This is a genomic window from Pseudomonas sp. PvP089, from assembly GCF_017875165.1.
Classification (GTDB): Bacteria; Pseudomonadota; Gammaproteobacteria; order Pseudomonadales; family Pseudomonadaceae; genus Aquipseudomonas; species Aquipseudomonas fortuita.
Window position 1 is genome coordinate 3,035,016 of record NZ_JAGGME010000001.1, and the last position, 17,683, is coordinate 3,052,698.

A 17,683-nucleotide genomic window follows, 5' to 3' on the forward strand; every position below is an offset into this window, starting at 1 on the left:
CAGGGGTCTTTATTAGCTTAACAAGCCTTGCATATCGCCGGGGTCGCGTTGCGGCCCATCGCGACACAAGGCCGCTCTTGCAAGGATTGCGTTAACCGTTAGGGTTATACTCCTCGCCCGTTTTACTGTTATCCGAGTACTCCGATGGGTCTTTGCGCAACTGCCACACCTGAACCGCGTCGCCAGGGCGCGCCTATGATCGCCTTGGCCTTACTGTTGGCTGGCGCCTGGTTCCTCAATTTGAATGCCGGCTTCAAGCAGGTATTGCTCCTGCTGGTCGGCGCAGCGCTCGGCCTGACCTTGTATCACGCCGCCTTCGGCTTCACCTCGGCCTGGCGGGTGTTCATCACCGAGCGTCGCGGAGCAGGCCTGCGGGCACAGATGGTCATGCTGGCCCTGGCCGTGCTGCTGTTCTTTCCCGCATTGTCAGCTGGCAGCCTGCTCGGTAACCCGGTCACCGGCCTGGTGGCCCCGGCGGGTGTTTCGGTAGTGTTCGGGGCGTTCATCTTCGGCATCGGCATGCAACTGGGTGGTGGTTGCGCATCGGGCACATTGTTCACCGTGGGCGGTGGTAACGCGCGCATGCTTGTGACCTTGCTGTTCTTCATCATGGGTTCTGTAACCGCCACCCATCATGCCGACTGGTGGTTTGCCTTGCCGTCTTTCCCGGCAACCTCGCTCGTGCAGGTTTGGGGTATGGGGCCGGCGCTGCTGGTGAGCCTGGCAGTGTTCGGGCTGATTGCCTGGGTCACCGTGCTGCTGGAAAAGCGCCGGCACGGCGCGCTGGAAGCGCCAGTTGCCAGCGAGCACCAGGGCCTGCGGCGCTTCCTGCGTGGCCCCTGGCCGTTGCTGTGGGGCGCCATTGCCCTGGCACTGCTCAACTACGCGACCCTGGCGCTGGCGGGGCGGCCGTGGGGCATTACTTCGGCCTTCGCCTTGTGGGGGGCCAAAACCCTCAACGGCCTGGGCGTGGATGTCGGCAGCTGGGTGTTCTGGCAGGCGCCGGCCAATGCCAAGGCGTTGGCCTCACCGTTGTGGCAAGACATCACCACGGTGATGGACCTGGGCATCGTGCTGGGTGCGCTGCTGGCGGCTGGCCTGGCGGGGCGCTTTGCGCCAAGCCTGAAAATCCCGTTGCCGTCGCTGCTTGCCGCAGTCATCGGCGGCCTGCTGTTGGGCTACGGTTCGCGGCTGGCCTATGGCTGTAATATCGGTGCGTATTTCAGTGGCATAGCCTCGGGCAGCGTGCATGGCTGGCTGTGGCTGGTGGCGGCTTACGCCGGTAATCTGATCGGCGTGCGTCTTCGCCCGTTGTTTTTCGCGGGTGAGCGGCGCCCGGCGGTGCTGACGGGCTGCTGAGGCACTGCGTGAATTGCTGCAAGCGGTGCAGAAATCATCTGCACTTCGCCTGAGTATCCAACGTCTGCTGCCCAGTCGTGTGGCTGGGCAGCGTCACACTGGTCGCGATCGAGGGTGCTCGAAAACCACTTTATATTTCGTCGATAACCTATTGATAAATAGCAATTTATCTTTTGGCAAGAGCGTGCTGGACACACTGCTCATAGTAAGTCTGCCTGATCGCGGCAGGCTTGAGCCGCGAGCGGCTGTTGTAGGTCTGCTCGGTAATACCGAAGGCGGTCATGCGCATCCAGGGTTTGGGGAATTTGCGTACCTGCAGCTTCTTGCGCGTGGCATACAGGGTCACCCCGGAAAGCTTGGCCTGCTGGGCGTCGGCGGCGATCTGCGCACCCCAGCCGCAGGTGTGGCGATCGTTCTGGCTCAGCGCCCGGGCCTGGGCGCCAAAAGCCAGCGTGGCCAGCAGGCACCCGGCCATGGTTGCTAGAATTACTCGCATTTTGCTGTCCTAAGCATCTGAAGGAGAACGAAGTTTGCCTTCGCTTTACGATGCAGGGGGCCAGCAATTTGCCGTCAGATCACCGCCATGCGCAGCGGGCTGGCGGCTGGCGTGCGCAGGCTTGCCCAGGCCAAGCTGGCCGCCCAAATCACCGACACACCATAGTTCAGCCGTTCATACAGGCCGAACAGCTGGCCGTTTTGTGCTGCCTGGCCCATCAGTGCGACGGTAATGATCGCCAGCACCACGCAGGCCAGCGAGAACAGCGCCAGGGCCCGCGAGCCTGCAATGCGATTGCCCAGCCACGCCCACAGGGCACTGGCCAGGGTCAGCGAGAGGAACATCAGCAAGCCAAACAGGTTATGCAGTTGCTGCGAGATGGACGGCTGCGCCGGTGCGCAACCCTGGTCACAGGGGGACCAGCCGGTGCCCAGGCTGCCAACACCATGCAGCAACACCATGCAGCAACACCAGGGCCGCACTCAACAGTGACAGTTTGATCCACGCCAGCGCCGCGCCAGGCCCCAGGCAAACAGCGCGAACAGGGCCGCCAGGGGGAAGTTGTTGGCCAGTGGTGACCAGCTGTGGGTGGGCGCGCCTACGGCGCCGAGCTGGCTCATGGCCTGTTGCAGGTGGTCATAGCCGGGGTAAGCCTGGGCGGTGAGCCACACACCTGCCAGCAACCACAGGGGTATCAGCAGGCCGCTGGCGAGCAACAGACGGTCGAGAGGTTTCATGCTGCATTTTCCTTCCATGGATGAGTGAGCGCAAAGGCGCACAGTACAGGCTTGTGCGGGCTCTGGGCCAGCGCTTGTATCGGTTTTTCCATGGGCGAGGGGTGCAAGCAGGAGCAATAAATACCGCACCGGGTGTATGTGATCGTACAACTGCTTGCGCTATGATGAGCGCTGTCTTCCAAGGTGAAATACAGGGCAATGACAGAGCAGCAGGTACAGGCAAGGACCCGGCGCAAGCCGCGTAGTCTGGCCCAGGAACTGGTCACAGTGCTGACCGAACGCATTCGCAGTGGCCAGCTCAAGCGTGGCGACAAACTGCCGACCGAATCGCAGATCATGGTTGAAGAGGGCGTGAGCCGCACCGTGGTGCGTGAGGCGATCTCGCGGCTGCAGGCGGCCGGGCAGGTCGAGACACGCCATGGGATCGGTACGTTCGTGCTGGACGCGCCCGCTTCGGGGGGCTTTCGCATCGACCCGGCGACTGTGGTCACCCTGCGTGAAGTGCTGGCGGTGCTGGAATTGCGTATTGCGCTGGAGATCGAATCGGCGGGCCTGGCGGCGCAGCGGCGCAGTGATGAAGAGCTGGCGGGCATGCGCGCGGCGCTGGACGAACTCAACGAAGGGGCGGCCCATGCCAATGATGCGGTTTCGGCGGACTTCCAGTTCCACCTGCGCATTGCCCAGGCCAGCGGCAACCACTACTTTGCCGATATCATCAACCACTTGGGTACCAGCATCATCCCGCGTACCCGGGTGAACTCTGCGCGGTTGGCGCATGATGACCAGGCGCACTATATGAGCCGCTTGATGCATGAGCACGAGGCCATTTATGAAGCAATCGCCCGGCGTGACAGTGAAGGGGCAAAAATGGCCATGCGCATGCACCTGAGCAATAGCCGTGAGCGCTTGCGTCAGGTGCATGAAGAGGCTGAGGCGCAGGGGGTCTGAGACCTTTGGTCGCCGGTACTGGCCTCTTCGCGGGCACGGCCGCTCCCACTGGGATCTGCATATCCTTGAGGGTGTAGCAGGGCGCTAAAGCCCAAAGAAAAGCCCCGCCATATGCGGGGCTTTGTTGTTTCAGGCGTTCGGTCAGATCGCCTGGTCACTCCATTGCCCATTCACCAGGCGGCGCAGCCCCAATGGGTTTCCGTCGCGCAAGGCTTCAGGCAGCAGGGCCTGCGGGTAGTTCTGGTAACACACCGGGCGCAGGAAGCGGTCGATGGCCAAGGTACCCACCGAGGTACCGCGGGCATCCGAGGTCGCAGGGTAAGGCCCACCGTGGACCATGGCATCACTTACTTCGACACCAGTCGGGTAGCCATTGATCAGGATGCGTCCGACTTTCTCCTCCAGCAGCGGCACCAGCCAGGCGTAGGCCTCGAAATCTTCCGCTTCGCCGATCAGGGTAGCGGTCAGCTGGCCACGCAGGCCCAGCAGGGCGTTGCGCAGTTGGTCGTTGTCCTGCACTTCTACGGCCACGGTGGTTGGGCCGAACACTTCCTCCTGCAGCAGCGGATCAGACTCGACCAGCAGGCGGGCATCGGCCTTGAACAGCTGGGCGCGGGCCTGGTTGCCTTCTTGCGGCTGGCCGGCCAGGTGCTCGATACCGGCATGGGCCTGCAGGTGCTCAAGCCCTCCCACGTAGCTGCGCAAGCCCCCTGCGTTGAGCATGGTTTGCCCAGCCTGCTGGTCCAGATGCTGGCCAAGGTCGGCCAGTAGCTGGCTGTACTGTGGCGATTGCAGGCCGATCACCAACCCAGGGTTGGTGCAGAACTGGCCGGCACCCATGCACACCGAGCCTGCCAGTTCGCGGGCGATGGCCTCGCCACGTTTGGCCAGGGCGGCTGGCAGGATGATGACCGGGTTGATGCTGGACATCTCGGCAAACACAGGTATCGGCTGTGGGCGCTCGGCGGCCATGCGGCACAAGGCGTCGCCGCCCTTGAGCGAGCCGGTGAAGCCGACGGCCTGGATGGCCGGGTGCTTGACCAGCCACTCGCCTACACCGCCACCGAATACCATGTTGAACACACCCTTGGGCATGCCGGTGCGCTCGGCGGCGCGCACGATGGCGCACCCGACAAGGTCGGCAGTGGCCATATGGCCGCTGTGCGCCTTGAACACCACCGGGCAACCGGCGGCCAGCGCTGCAGCGGTATCGCCGCCGGCGGTAGAGAAGGCTAGCGGGAAGTTACTGGCACCGAACACGGCGACCGGGCCGACGCCAATGCGCATCTGGCGCAGGTCCACGCGCGGCATCGGCTGGCGCTCTGGCAAGGCCAGGTCGATACGTGCACCGAGGAAATCGCCACGGCGCAATACCTGGGCGAACAGGCGCATCTGGCCACTGGTGCGCCCACGCTCGCCTTGAATACGGGCGGCGGGCAGGGCGGTCTCGCGGCAGACGATGGCGACGAAGGCGTCGTCCAGCTCGTCCAGTTCGGCGGCGATGGCGTCGAGGAATTCGGCGCGGCGGGCCGGGGCCAGTTGGCGGAACTCAGCGAAGGCGGCAGCGGCGGCCTTGGCGGCCTGGTCTACTTCAGCTTCGCTGGCTTGAGCGAAGCTGTAGGGCAGGGCTTCGCCAGTGCTGGCGTCCAGGCTCTGCAGGCGCTGAGTGCCAGCGGCGCTGCGCTGGCCGGCGATGAAGTTGTGGCCGAGGATTTCAGGCATTGGGGTGCTCCTGTTGGCTGACGGGAAATTGGACTGTGGGAGCGGGCGTGCCCGCGAAGCAGGCAACCCGGTGTATGGCACCGGCTTTGCCGGTGTTCGCGGGCATGCCCGCTCCCACAGGGAAGGGGTTGGTTCTATGGTCCAGCAACCCCTGGGGCATCAGGTAATCGGTGCCGGGTTGAACAGGGTGATGTCGTTGTGCAGGCGGTGCTGCTCGGCCCAGGTCTGCTTGCGGCCGCTGGCTACGTCCAGGTAGTAATGGAACAGTTCCCAGCCCAGCTCTTCGATGCTCGAACGCCCTGTGGCGATGCGCCCGGCGTCAATATCGATCAGGTCGGGCCAACGCTGGGCCAGTTCGCTGCGCGTGCACACCTTGACCACTGGTGCCATGGCCAGCCCGTAGGGCGTGCCTCGGCCAGTGGTGAACACATGCAGGTTCATGCCGGCGGCCAGTTGCAGGGTGCCGCAGACAAAGTCGCTGGCCGGGGTGGCGCAGAAAATCAGGCCCTTGCGCGTTACCCGCTCGCCTGGGCCGAGCACGCCCTGAATAGCGCCACTGCCGGACTTGACGATCGACCCCAGCGACTTCTCGACGATATTGGACAGGCCACCTTTTTTGTTGCCCGGCGTCGTGTTGGCGCTGCGGTCGGCGGCGCCTTGTTGCAGGTAGCGGTCGTACCAGTCCATTTCGCGGATCAGGGCGCCGGCGACCTCCTGGTTTTCGGCACGTGAGGTCAGCATGTAGATGGCGTCGCGCACCTCGGTCACTTCGGAGAACAGCACGGTGGCGCCGGCGCGTACCAGCAAGTCGGCGGCGTAGCCCAGCGCGGGGTTGGCGGTGATGCCCGAGAAGGCGTCGCTGCCACCGCACTGCATACCAAGGATCAACTCGCTGGCCGGTACGGTTTCGCGGCGGCGCAGGTCAAGTTTCTTCAGTCGGGTTTCGGCCAGCGCCATGATCTGCTCGATCATCTCCACAAAGCCCAGGCTGGCGTCCTGCAGGCGGTACAGCCACGGGTCGCTGAGGTCTACCGAAGGGTCGTTTTCGTGCATCACCTGGCCGGCCTGCAGCTTTTCGCAGCCCAGGCTGATGACCAGCGCCTCGCCACCCAGGTTGGGGTTGCGCGCCAGGTTGCGCACGGTGCGGATCGGGATGTAGGCATCGCGCGCGTTGATGGCCACCCCGCAGCCGTAGCTGTGGGTGATGGCTACCACGTCATCGACATTGGGGTACTTGGGCAGCAGTTCACTGCGAATACGTTTGACCGCATGCTCGAGCACGCCGGTCACGCACTGCACGGTGGTGGTGATACCGAGGATGTTGCGGGTGCCGACGGTGCCGTCGGCGTTGCGGTAGCCTTCGAACGTGAAGCCTTCGAGCGGCGGCAGCGGGTGTGGGACGGCATCGCAGCGCGGCAGGCTGTCCAGCTCCGGGGCGGACGGCATGGCCAGTTGGCTTTCCTGCACCCAGCTGCCCTGGTGCAGGTCTTCCAGCGCGTAGCCAATGATTTGCCCATAGCGGCGCACCGGCTCACCTTTGGCGATGGCCACGGTGGCCACCTTGTGGCTTTGTGGCACCCCTTCGACCAGGGTCAGGCCGTCGGCAAAGCGGGCACCTTCGCCCAGGCCGCCGTCGTTGACCACCACCACGACGTTATCGTCGTCGTGCAGGCGGACGTAGCGGGGCGAGTCGGAATGTTCGATCAACTGCATGTTTGGGCCCTACTTGTCAGGTTCTCAGGCTTTTTTGTACATCCGCCCGCACCGGTTGCATCGGTGCGGGCGTGTTCACTCAGTGACGCGAGCTGGCCAGTTCGCCGTTGGCGGCAGGCTCAGCCTGTGGCTTTGGGGCATCGTCGCGCAGCTCGATACGCTTGATCGGGCCGACGATTACCAGGTAGCTGAACACCGCTACCAGGGCGTTGGCGCCCACGTACACCAGTGCCCACTTGAACGAGCCGGTGGCGCTGATGATGTAGCCGATCACGATAGGGGTGGTGATTGAGGCGATGTTGCCGAACGTATTGAACAGGCCACCGGACAGCCCGGCGATCTGCTTCGGCGAGGTATCTGCCACCACCGCCCAGCCCAGCGCGCCAATGCCTTTACCGAAGAACGCCATGGTCATGAAACCAACCACCATCCACTCGGCATCCACATAGTTGCAGAACACCATGGTGGTCGACAGCAGCAGGCCGCACACGATGGGCAGTTTGCGCGAGAAGGTCAGCGAGTTGCCCCGGCGCAGCAGCCAGTCGGAGATCACGCCCCCCAGCACGCCACCAATGAAACCGCAGACCGCCGGCAGGGAGGCGATGAAGCCGGCCTTGAGGATGGTCATACCACGTTCCTGCACAAGGTACACGGGGAACCAGGTGAGGAAGAAGTAGGTGATGGCGTTGATGCAGTACTGACCCAGATACACGCCCAGCAGCATGCGGCTGGTCAGCAGTTGCTTGATGTAGCCCCATTTCGGGCCGGCGTTGCCGCGCTTCTGGTCCATGTCCACCAGGCCACCGTTCTGCTCGATGTGTTCGAGCTCGCTTTGGCTGATGCGTGGGTGTTGGCGGGGGTTGTAAATGGTTTTCAGCCACACCATCGAGAAGATGATGCCTAGCACACCCATGACCACGAACACGTGCTCCCAGCCGAAGCTGAACACGATCCAGCCCATGATCGGGGCGAACAGCGCAGTGGCGAAGTACTGCGCCGAGTTGAAAATGGCTGAGGCAGTGCCGCGCTCCTGCGTCGGGAACCAGGCGGCGACGATGCGCGCGTTGCCCGGGAACGACGGGGCTTCGGCGAAACCGACCAGAAAGCGCAGGGTGAAGAGGGTGACGACAGCCCAGGCAACCGGCAGGCCACCGACAAACCCCTGCAGCAGGGTAAACAGCGACCAGGTGAAGATGCTGAAAGCGTAAACGTTTTTGGAACCGAAGCGATCGAGCAGCCAGCCACCCGGAATCTGGCCAGCCACGTAAGCCCATCCAAAGGCGGAAAAGATATAACCGAGGGTTACGGCGTCAATGCCGAGATCTTTCTGCAGGCTGGAACCTGCGATAGCAATGGTAGCGCGGTCGGCATAGTTGATCGTGGTCACCAGAAACAGCATGAACAGGATCAGGTAGCGCACATGCGTCTTCTTAGTCGCTTGCATGCTGGCAATACTCCCACTAGTTATTTTTGTGCGGGCTCACGAATTGTAACCGGAGCGGGGCTGGCCCACTCCGGGCGCGGCATGTGGCAGGCCGCGGGCAACGCTTACTGCGGGCCCATCTTGTCCATCAGCGCGGCGAGCATCTCGTACTCTTCTGCAGTGAGGTCGGTCAGCGGCGTACGCACCGGGCCAGCGTCGTAACCGGCAATCTTGGCACCGGCCTTGACGATGCTCACGGCGTAGCCGGCCTTGCGGTTGCGGATGTCCAGGTACGGCAGGAAGAAATCGTCGATCAGTTTGGCCACGGCAGCGTGGTCGTCACGGGCGATGGCGTTGTAGAAGTCCATGGCGGTCTTCGGCACGAAGTTGAACACGGCGGAGGAGTACACCGGTACGCCCAGGGCCTTGTAGGCGGCAGCATACACTTCGGCGGTCGGCAGGCCGCCCAGATAGCTGAAACGCTCGCCCAGGCGGCGACGGATCGACACCATCAGCTCGATATCACCCAGGCCATCCTTGTAGCCGATCAGGTTCGGGCAGCGCTCGGCCAGTTTTTCCAGCAGGTCGGCATTCAGGCGGCAGACGTTGCGGTTGTACACCACCACGCCGATCTTCACCGATTTGCACACTGCTTCGACGTGGGCGGCGACGCCGTCCTGGCTGGCTTCGGTCAGGTAGTGCGGCAGCAGCAGCAGGCCTTTGGCACCCAGGCGCTCGGCTTCCTGTGCGTATTCGATGGCCTGGCGGGTGGAGCCGCCCACGCCAGCGAGGATAGGGACAGAAGTGGCGCAGGTGTCGACGGCGGTCTTGATCACCTGGCTGTATTCGCTGGCGGCCAGGGAGAAGAACTCACCGGTACCACCCGCGGCGAACAGGGCGCTGGCGCCATACGGGGCCAGCCATTCCAGGCGCTTGATGTAGCCAGCCTGGTGGAAATCGCCCTGGGCGTTGAAGTCGGTGACCGGGAAAGACAGCAGGCCGTGGGAGAGGATGGATTTAAGTTCTTGTGGATTCATTGTTGTAGGCATCCTGTGGCGCTTTGGTGAAGGTGTTGTTCTGTGCTGGAGGTAAGTTATCGTACAACTTGAGCGATGACTAGTCCCCTTTGCGAGATTTTTTGCAGTGAGGCAAGGAGGAAGGGGGATTACCTGTACTGGCCTCTTCGCGGGTAAACCCGCTCCCACAGGGACGGCGCCCCCTCTGACCCCTGTGCAGATCCCTGTGGGAGCGGGTTTACCCGCGAAGAGGCCAATGCAGGCGAACCATGGCGCAAGGCAAGACACCGATGGCAGACTATCCGCTATCAGTCATCGTATCTCTTTATGGGGAAGGAAAAAAACGATCGCGGAGACAGGCACAAGGCCGCCGCCCGATTCCACGGGAAGTGTTCTGGGACCAGCAGAGGGTGACCGGGGATACGGGGGCGGCCTTGCGCCGCCCCGCGATCAAAGCAGAGGAAACTGAAGGTCAGGCCGCGTGCTGGCGCTTGATTTGCGCTTTGCGTACCTGGGCACGGCAAGCATCGCCGAAGGCCTGGAACATCTTGATCGAATCCGGGTTCTTCGCAGCTTGCCACTCCGGGTGCCACTGTACAGCGAACAGGAAGGGCGAAATGCTCGGGGCGTGAATGGCCTCGACCAGGCCGTCTTCGGCCAGTGCGATGGCTTCGATGCCGGCGCCGAGCGTGCGCAGCCCTTGGCCATGCAGCGAGTTGACGCGAATTTCGTCGGTACCCAGGGTGTCACGCAGCCAGCTGCCCGGCTTGATCTTCACACCATGTACCTGGGCGTACTGCACTTCAACCGGGTCTTCAGGGTTTTCCCGGTGGTCGTTGAAGCCAGGCTCGGCGTAGACCTTCTGGTAGATGTCGCCACCCAGGGCCACGTTGATTTCCTGCATGCCACGGCAGATACCGAAAATCGGCAGGCCACGCTTGATCGCCGCTTTCACCAGCGGGATGTCGAACAGGTCGCGGTTCTGGTCCTGGCCCTTGCCTGGGGTTTCATTCTCCTGGCCGTAAAGGGCCGGGTCGATGTTGCTGCCAGCGCCGGTCAGGTACACGCCGTCGGCCATGTCCAGGTAGGTGTCGAGGTCTTCAGTGCCGCAGCAGGTGGGCACCAGTACCGGGACGCAATCGGAGAATTCGACCAGCGGGGTGATGTATTTGTGGGTCATGACCTGATAGTCATGGCCTTTGCGCTCTTGGCTGCCCATGGTCATCAGGACGACGGGTTTGCGCAGGGAAGGTTGCTTGTTGCCAATGTTGCTGTTGGACATATGTCACCTTGGGACAGGTTCAGCCTGTCGTTGTTGTGCAGGTACACGGCGCGGGGCCCTGGGTGCAGCCTGAAGCTCCGAGCACTGCCGGCTCGTCAGAGGCGACGATTCCGGTCGGGGCTTGTAGATAGCTTGCCAGAGCCGTTCGATATGTCAAACGACGGAGCGGGCTTTAGTGCGGGGAATGCACCGGTTTTTGGGGGCTGAAACCGATGCGGGCCTGTGGCGGCGTGGGTTTGGCGGGGGTGTTGGTCAATAATATTTAACGACGCAGTTGGGTCTTTGCAGCGGTGCAATGAAGGGGGCCTGGAGTTTGTGCTACTGGCCCTATCGCCGGCAAGCCAGCTCCCACAGGTACTGCATCGGCCTTGAAAGCTGCAGATATCCTGGGGGAGCTGGCTTGCCGGCGATAGGGTCGGCACAAGCATCAAACATTTTGCTCAGTGCAGTATCTGCGCCAGGAACGCCTTGGCCCGCTCGGTACGCGGCTGGTTGAAGAACACCTGCGGCGGGCTGTCTTCGATGATGTGCCCACCCTCAAGGAACAGCACCCGCTCGGCTACCTGCCGGGCAAAGCCCATTTCATGGGTGACGCAGAGCATGGTCATGCCCGTGCCGGCCAGTTGTACCAGCACATCCAGCACTTCAGCGACCATTTCCGGGTCCAGCGCCGAGGTGGGCTCGTCAAACAGCATGATCCGCGGCTTCATGCACAGTGCCCTGGCAATCGCGACGCGCTGCTGCTGGCCGCCTGATAGCTGGCTGGGGTACTTGTGCGCCTGGCTCTCGATACCCACCTTGCTCAGGTACATGCGCGCCCGCTCTTCGGCGTCCTTGCGCGACAGCCCGCGCACGCTGGTGGGGGCCAGCAGGCAGTTGTCGAGCACGCTCATGTGCGGGAACAGGTTGAAATGCTGGAACACCATGCCGATGTCGCTGCGCACCTGCGCCGCTTCCCGGGTGGTGGCGGCCAGGTCGATGCCATCCACCTGGATGGTGCCCTGCTGGGCCACTTCCAGGCGGTTGATGCAGCGGATGAGGGTCGACTTGCCCGAGCCGGACGGCCCACACAGCACGATGCGTTCGCCTTCGCGCACCTGCAGGTTGATGTTGTGCAGCACGTGGAACGCGCCGTAGTGCTTGTTCAGGCCTTCGATGCGGATCAGCACCGGGCGTGGGTCGGGCTCGGGGGCAAGGCTTGCAAGGCTCAGGGGGGCGGTCATGTTGTTTTTCTCCCGCGTGGGTTCAGTCGAAACGAGTCGCGCTGTAGGGCGCAGGGTCGGTGAAAGGGGGCTCGCCGGTGATCAGCTCGGCCACCAGCCGGCCGCTGACCGGGCCCAGGGTAAGGCCGTGGTGGGCGTGGCCAAAGTTGAACCACAGCCCGGGGTGGCGCGCTGCGGGGCCGATGACCGGGCGCATGTCGGGCAGGCACGGGCGGCGGCCGAGCCAAGGGGTATCGTCCAGGCGCTCACCCAAAGCCGGGAACAGCTTGCGCGCCAGCGCCTCGCAGCGGCCCAGCTGGATCTGGTTCCCTGGTGCGCTGCTGGCGTCGAATTCGATGCCGGTGGTCAGGCGCACGCCGCGCGCCATCGGTGCCAGCACGTAGCCGCCCTGGGTGTCGCAGATTGAATGCTCAAGCGTTGCGCCGTCACGGGTGCTGTAGTGCATGTGATAGCCCCGCTTGATCGCCAGCGGAATCTGGTAGCCCAGGCCGCTGAACAGCTCGGCCGATTGCGGGCCGAGGCAGGCCACCACCTCGTCGGCGGTAATCGGGCCACGGCGGCTCTCTACCCGCCATTGGCCGTCGGCCTGGCGCAGGCTGCGCGCATCACCGTGCAGGAACTGCCCGCCGCGCTGCAGGAACAGCGCCGCGTAGCCGCGTGTGAGGGCGCCGGGGTTGTTCACGGTCTTGGGGTCGAGCCAGTGGATGCCGCCGACCACGGTGGCATCCAGTTGATGCTCGCGAGCCTGCAGCTGCCCGCATTCCAGGATTTCGAATTGCAGGCCATAGCGGCTCAGGCCCTTGGCGTCGGCCTTGGCCTGCTCGAACAGGGCAGGGTCACGGAACACTTCGATCCAGCCTTTGGCCTGCACCAGCCCTTCCAGGCCAGCGGCTTCGATCAACGCGTCGTGTTCTTCGACGCAGCGCTGCACCAGCGGCAGCATATCGGCGGCGGCCCCGGCCAGGCGCGCCGGGGCCGACTGGCGCCAGTAGCGCCATAGCCACGGCGCCGCCTTTGGCAGGTGCGCCAGGCTGTAGCGCACGTCGGGCTGGCGGTTCAGGCCGTAGCGCAGCAAGGCACCCACCTGCCGGGGGAAGGCATAGGGGATGACGCTGGAGCGCTCGATCAGCCCGGCGTTGCCGTGGCTGGTACCGCTGCCGGGTTCGTCGCGGTCGATCAGGACTACCTGGCGCCCGCGGGCCTGCAAGTGCAGGGCGGTGCTGACGCCGACGATGCCGGCGCCGAGGACAAGGGTCTGGCAATGCATGGAGCGTATCCTTCGGTCAGTTCAGGTGGCGGCCCAGTCGGCCTTCCAGGTGTTTCAGCAGGCGCCGCACCAGTTCGACGATCACCAGGTAGAGCACGGCGGCCCATAGGTAGATCTGGAAGTCGAAACTGCGCGAGAAGGCCAGTTTGGTCACGCCCATCAGGTCGTAGATGGTCACCAGCGAGGCAATCGCGCTGGCCTTGATCATCAGGATCAGTTCGTTGCCCAGCGGGCCGATGGCCACCAGCAACGACTGCGGCAGAATCACCTTGAAAAAGGTGGTAGAACGCTTCAGGTTCAGCGCCCGCGCCGCTTCATGCTGCCCCGGCGCGACGGCCATCAGGCTGCCGCGGAAGATCTCCGCCTGGTAGGCGGCGGTGTTCAGGGTGAAGGCCAGCAAGGTGCAGAACCACGCCTCGCGGAAAAACCACCACAGGCCGACGTCCTGCCAGAAGCCCTTGAGCGAACCCAGGCCGTAATACAGCAGAAACAGCTGGGCCAGCAGCGGCGAGCCGCGGAAGAAGTACACATAGCCGGCGGCCATGCGTTGCAGCAGCAGGCTGCGCGACATGCGTGCCAGGGCCAGTAACAGCCCGAGGACGGCGCCCAGGCTGAAGGAAATGGCTACCAGTTTGGCGGTGACCAGCAGGCCATCAAGAAAGCGTGGCCCGTAGCGTTCCAGCAGGTCGGGGTCGAGCACCAGTGCCAACAGTTGTTCGAAGCTCATGCCCGTGCTCCTTGCAGGTGGCGGTTACTGCGCCGTTCGATGAAAGCGAAGACGCGCCCGGAAAGCGCTGCGAACAGCAGGTAACCCAGGCAGGCGACGCCATAGAAGAACATTGGCTCCTTGGTCACGCTGACGGCCAGGTTGGTCTGACGCATCAGGTCGACCAGTGAGATGGTCGACACCAGCGAGGTGTCCTTGAGCAGCGACAGCCAGTTGTTCGACAGGCCGGGCAGGGCGATGCGGGTCAGTTGTGGCAGCAACACCTTGAAAAAAGCGGTGCGCTTGCTCAGGCCCAGTGCCGAGCAGGCCTCCAGCTGGCCCTTGGGCAGGGTCTTGAAGGCGGCGAGCCAGATCTCGCTTGAGAACGCGGCGAACACCAGGCTGAAGGCGATCATTGCGGCGAGGAAGGTGTTGATCAGGAATTCACCCTGATAGCCCATGGCCGCGAGGATTTTCTGCGCGGCGATCTGGCAGCCGTAATAGATGATCAGCAGTGTCAGCAGTTCGGGCAGGCCGCGGAACACCGTAGAGAAGGTGGTGGCCCAGGCCCGTGGCAGGCGCTTGCGCGAACGCGCCGCCAGCGCTACCAGCAGGCCCAGCGGCAGACCGATGGGCAGGCAGGCCAGTGCCAGAGAAACAGTCACCAGGGCGCCGGCCAGCAACGCCTGGCCCCAGCCTCCGCTGGCGAAGGACAGCAACGACAATTGATCGAGCATGACGAACACCTTGTGTTGACCTCACCGGCCTCATCGCCGGCAAGCCAGCTTTCACAAGAGACTGCACATCTGTCAGGCCTTGTGCGTCCTGTGGGAGCTGGCTTGCCGGCGATAGGGCCGGATCAGGCGAGACGGGCTCTAGGATCAGTTGTAGATATCGAAAGCAAAGTACTTGCTGGCGATTTTCTGGTATGTGCCGTTGGCCACGATCTGTTGCAGCGCGGTGTTCAGGCGCTGGCGCAGGGCTTCGTCATCCTTGCGCACGGCAATGGCGGCGTCGGCCTTGGTATCGGCCACGTCGCCGAGGATCTTGCAGCAGTCCCCGCCGTTCTTGTTCATCCACTCGTGCAGCGGGAATTTATCGGCAATCACCCCGTCCAGGCGCCCGGCGGCCAGGTCGGCGTTGGCTTCGTCCATGGTCGGGTACAGCTTCACATCGGCCCCGGCCTTGCCATACACGTCTTCGGCGTAGATAGCCTGGGTGGACGACGACTGGGCCCCGACGGTGTAGCCGACAAAGTCGGTTTGTGCGCTGTCGATCTTGCTGTCCTTGGCTACCGCCACGGTCAGCGGGGTGCGGTAGTAGTGGTCGGTGAAAGCAATTTTCTTGCGCCGCTCTTCGGTGTTGATCATCGATGCGACGATGGCGTCGTACTTGCGCGCCATCAGGGCGGGGATGATGCCTTCCCAGTCCTGGGCCACCAGCGTGCACTCGACTTTCATCTGTTCGCACAGGGCATGGGTGATGTCGATATCGAAGCCATGCAGCTTGTTATCGGCGTCTACATAGTTGAAGGGCGGGTAGGCACCCTCGGTGGCGAAGCGCAGGGTTTCGGCACTGGCGGCGCCCGTCAGCAGCAGGGCACACGCTCCCACCAAGGCCATGGTCTTGTTCATCTCGCACCTCATTGCACTCTTGCTATTGTTGTTTTCCCGTCGGCCACGAGGTGTAGCCGACGAACTCGTTATGTAGAGCGGCAGTCGCTTCCAAGCGTTTTTCAACATCAGGCCCGAGCTTCTTGCAGACCTCGTTGACCATCAGGTGCACCCACGACAACATCGTCGAGGTGGATTCCCAGAACAGATTGAACTCGGTGGGGATGCGGAACACCTCGTCGGCGTTGGCATCAGCCCAGTCGCAGAAGGTGTCGGTCACCAGGGTGACCGTAATGCCTGCCTCACGTGCCTTTTGGCACAGCAGCAGGGCGTGACGGGAGTAACGGCGCGCCTCGAACACCACCAAAGCGCTGTCTTCGGCGCGGCCCAGCAGCACGTCACCGAAGTGCCCGGCACTGAGATCGACCAGTTGCACCCCATCGCGCAGGTACTGCAGCAGGTGGCTCATGCACATGGCGATGCCGCGCTCGGTCTGGAAGCCGGCGATGAACACCCGCGGCTTGCTCGCCAGGCGTTGCGCTACGCTGTGCCAGGTCGGGCTCTGGCGGTACTCGTGGACGCGCATCAAGGCCGCGATTTCCAGCTCCAGGCTGCCGGCGTTGTCACCAGCGTCCTGATTCTGGCGGTAATCCTGCAATCGGTCGCCCACCAGCCATGGGCCATCGCCCAGGTCGTTCTGCAGGTCTTGCTTAAGTGCCTTGAGGTGGGCATAACCCAGTGAGCGGCAGAAGCGCCCGACGCTGGATTCGCTTACCTGCAGCTTGGCGGCGATGCTGGCCGAGGTCTGGAAAGGCAGTTCGTGCAGGTTGGCAAGCATGTAGGTGGCGATCTTGCGACCCGAGGCAGCGGCCCCTTCGAGGCTGTGTTCCAGGCGTTGCTTGATCGGTTGGCTCATGCTGCGGCTCCAGGGGGTAAGGCTTGGGAAGAAAATGAATGTTTTCTGTCATCAAGTCAACATTTGACAGATTGCTGTCACATGCAGGAAAGTTTTTGTCGTTGCAACGCTGTAGCCATTCCAATACCAACAAGGAGCTTCAGATGTCCGCACCTTCCACCAGCACCGTCGTGCGCGTGCCTTTTACCGAGCTCCAGAGCCTGTTGCAGGCCATCTTCCAGCGCCATGGGTGCAGCGAGGCCGTGGCCCGGGTGCTGGCCCACAACTGCGCCAGCGCCCAGCGTGATGGCGCCCATAGCCATGGGGTGTTCCGCATCCCCGGCTATGTTTCGACCCTGACCAGTGGTTGGGTCGATGGCAATGCCACCCCAAAGGTCAGCGACGTGGCCGCCGGCTACGTGCGTGTCGATGCTGCTGGCGGTTTTGCCCAGCCGGCACTGGCGGCAGCCCGTGAGCTACTGGTGGCCAAGGCGCGCAACGCTGGCATTGCGGTGCTGGCGATCCACAATTCGCACCACTTTGCCGCGTTGTGGCCGGATGTAGAACCGTTCGCCGAAGAGGGCCTGGTGGCCCTGAGCGTGGTCAACAGCATGACCTGCGTAGTGCCGCATGGCGCGCGCAAGCCACTGTTTGGTACCAACCCCATCGCTTTTGCAGCGCCTTGTGCCGAACACGACCCTATCGTCTTCGACATGGCCACCAGCGCCATGGCCCACGGCGACGTGCAGATTGCCGCGCGTGCCGGCCAGCAACTGCCCGAAGGCATGGGGGTGGATGCCAATGGCGAACCGACCACCGAGCCCAAGGCGATTCTGGAGGGCGGCGCGTTGCTGCCGTTTGGCGGGCACAAGGGCTCGGCGCTGTCGATGATGGTCGAGTTGCTGGCGGCGGCGCTGACCGGGGGGAATTTCTCCTGGGAATTCGACTGGTCGGAGCACCCGGGGGCGAAAACACCCTGGACCGGGCAACTGATCATCGTCATCGACCCTAGCAAGAGCGAGGGCGAGCGCTTTGCCCAGCGCAGTCGCGAACTGGTGGAGCAGATGCAGGCGGTGGGCCTGACGCGCATGCCGGGTGAGCGGCGCTATCGTGAGCGCGAGGTGGCCGAGGAGGAGGGGGTGGCGGTAACCGAGCAGGAGTTGCAGGGCCTGAAGGCGCTGCTTGCCTGACCCGGCCTGCCGGCGATGAGGGCATCACTGTCAGCGCCAATCTCCGGCCATGCAATGTTGCATAGACAACCTTGCACAATAGTGGATGTTCCT

Annotated in this window: 15 protein-coding genes and 1 pseudogene; 3 read left to right on the forward strand and 13 right to left on the reverse strand. The window is 63.4% G+C overall.

Annotation, left to right across the window (positions count from 1 at the left end; genetic code table 11):
* Window positions 1-144 precede the first annotated feature (144 nt).
* Complete coding sequence (locus tag J3A71_RS13965) at window positions 145-1,359, forward strand: YeeE/YedE family protein (RefSeq protein WP_024717475.1); 1,215 nt, start codon at window positions 145-147, stop codon at window positions 1,357-1,359.
* Between the two features lie 166 nt (window positions 1,360-1,525).
* Here J3A71_RS13965 and J3A71_RS13970 read toward each other — a convergent pair whose 3' ends face one another.
* Together J3A71_RS13970 and J3A71_RS13975 are read right to left on the reverse strand one after the other, a co-directional pair.
* A complete protein-coding gene (locus J3A71_RS13970; RefSeq protein ID WP_016487472.1) occupies window positions 1,526-1,855 on the reverse strand; it encodes a hypothetical protein in 330 nt (109 codons plus the stop codon).
* Window positions 1,856-1,929: 74 nt separating this feature from the next.
* Window positions 1,930-2,592: pseudogene (locus tag J3A71_RS13975) on the reverse strand (DUF998 domain-containing protein).
* A 198-nt stretch (window positions 2,593-2,790) separates the two neighbouring features.
* On the opposite strand from J3A71_RS13975, the gene J3A71_RS13980 reads away from it, so the two are divergent.
* Complete coding sequence (locus J3A71_RS13980; RefSeq protein WP_016487470.1) at window positions 2,791-3,540, forward strand: FadR/GntR family transcriptional regulator; 750 nt, start codon at window positions 2,791-2,793, stop codon at window positions 3,538-3,540.
* A gap of 141 nt (window positions 3,541-3,681) precedes the next feature.
* Here J3A71_RS13980 and J3A71_RS13985 read toward each other — a convergent pair whose 3' ends face one another.
* The 11 genes from J3A71_RS13985 to J3A71_RS14035 form a co-directional block, all read right to left on the reverse strand.
* Window positions 3,682-5,262, reverse strand: coding sequence for an aldehyde dehydrogenase (NADP(+)) (locus tag J3A71_RS13985; protein ID WP_060518280.1), 1,581 nt, complete (start codon window positions 5,260-5,262; stop codon window positions 3,682-3,684).
* A gap of 159 nt (window positions 5,263-5,421) precedes the next feature.
* Complete coding sequence (gene garD / locus J3A71_RS13990; protein ID WP_096426178.1) at window positions 5,422-6,975, reverse strand: galactarate dehydratase; 1,554 nt, start codon at window positions 6,973-6,975, stop codon at window positions 5,422-5,424.
* Between the two features lie 79 nt (window positions 6,976-7,054).
* Window positions 7,055-8,419 carry an MFS transporter gene (locus J3A71_RS13995; RefSeq protein ID WP_096426177.1) on the reverse strand — a complete coding sequence of 455 codons (1,365 nt, stop codon included), beginning with the start codon at window positions 8,417-8,419 and terminating at the stop codon, window positions 7,055-7,057.
* A 104-nt stretch (window positions 8,420-8,523) separates the two neighbouring features.
* Window positions 8,524-9,435 (reverse strand): 5-dehydro-4-deoxyglucarate dehydratase, encoded by a 912-nt coding sequence (gene kdgD, locus J3A71_RS14000; protein WP_016487466.1) that lies wholly within the window; start codon window positions 9,433-9,435, stop codon window positions 8,524-8,526.
* A 451-nt stretch (window positions 9,436-9,886) separates the two neighbouring features.
* Entirely contained in the window at window positions 9,887-10,696 is an 810-nt protein-coding gene (locus J3A71_RS14005) for a type 1 glutamine amidotransferase (protein WP_016487465.1), read from the reverse strand.
* A 440-nt stretch (window positions 10,697-11,136) separates the two neighbouring features.
* Window positions 11,137-11,919: an amino acid ABC transporter ATP-binding protein gene (locus J3A71_RS14010; RefSeq protein WP_016487464.1), complete on the reverse strand. Its 783-nt coding sequence runs from the start codon at window positions 11,917-11,919 to the stop codon at window positions 11,137-11,139.
* Window positions 11,920-11,941: 22 nt separating this feature from the next.
* Window positions 11,942-13,186 carry an FAD-binding oxidoreductase gene (locus J3A71_RS14015; protein WP_016487463.1) on the reverse strand — a complete coding sequence of 415 codons (1,245 nt, stop codon included), beginning with the start codon at window positions 13,184-13,186 and terminating at the stop codon, window positions 11,942-11,944.
* Window positions 13,187-13,202: 16 nt separating this feature from the next.
* Window positions 13,203-13,913 (reverse strand): ABC transporter permease subunit, encoded by a 711-nt coding sequence (locus tag J3A71_RS14020; protein WP_016487462.1) that lies wholly within the window; start codon window positions 13,911-13,913, stop codon window positions 13,203-13,205.
* On the reverse strand, window positions 13,910-14,629 hold the full coding sequence (locus tag J3A71_RS14025; protein WP_016487461.1) for an ABC transporter permease subunit: 720 nt from the start codon (window positions 14,627-14,629) through the stop codon (window positions 13,910-13,912). The genes J3A71_RS14020 and J3A71_RS14025 overlap by 4 nt, the downstream gene beginning before the upstream one ends.
* A gap of 144 nt (window positions 14,630-14,773) precedes the next feature.
* Complete coding sequence (locus J3A71_RS14030; RefSeq protein WP_016487460.1) at window positions 14,774-15,526, reverse strand: transporter substrate-binding domain-containing protein; 753 nt, start codon at window positions 15,524-15,526, stop codon at window positions 14,774-14,776.
* Between the two features lie 22 nt (window positions 15,527-15,548).
* Window positions 15,549-16,421: a MurR/RpiR family transcriptional regulator gene (locus J3A71_RS14035; protein ID WP_060518276.1), complete on the reverse strand. Its 873-nt coding sequence runs from the start codon at window positions 16,419-16,421 to the stop codon at window positions 15,549-15,551.
* Window positions 16,422-16,564: 143 nt separating this feature from the next.
* Here J3A71_RS14035 and J3A71_RS14040 point away from each other — a divergent pair, with 143 nt between their 5' ends.
* Window positions 16,565-17,590, forward strand: coding sequence for an Ldh family oxidoreductase (locus J3A71_RS14040; protein WP_016487458.1), 1,026 nt, complete (start codon window positions 16,565-16,567; stop codon window positions 17,588-17,590).
* Window positions 17,591-17,683: the final 93 nt, after the last annotated feature.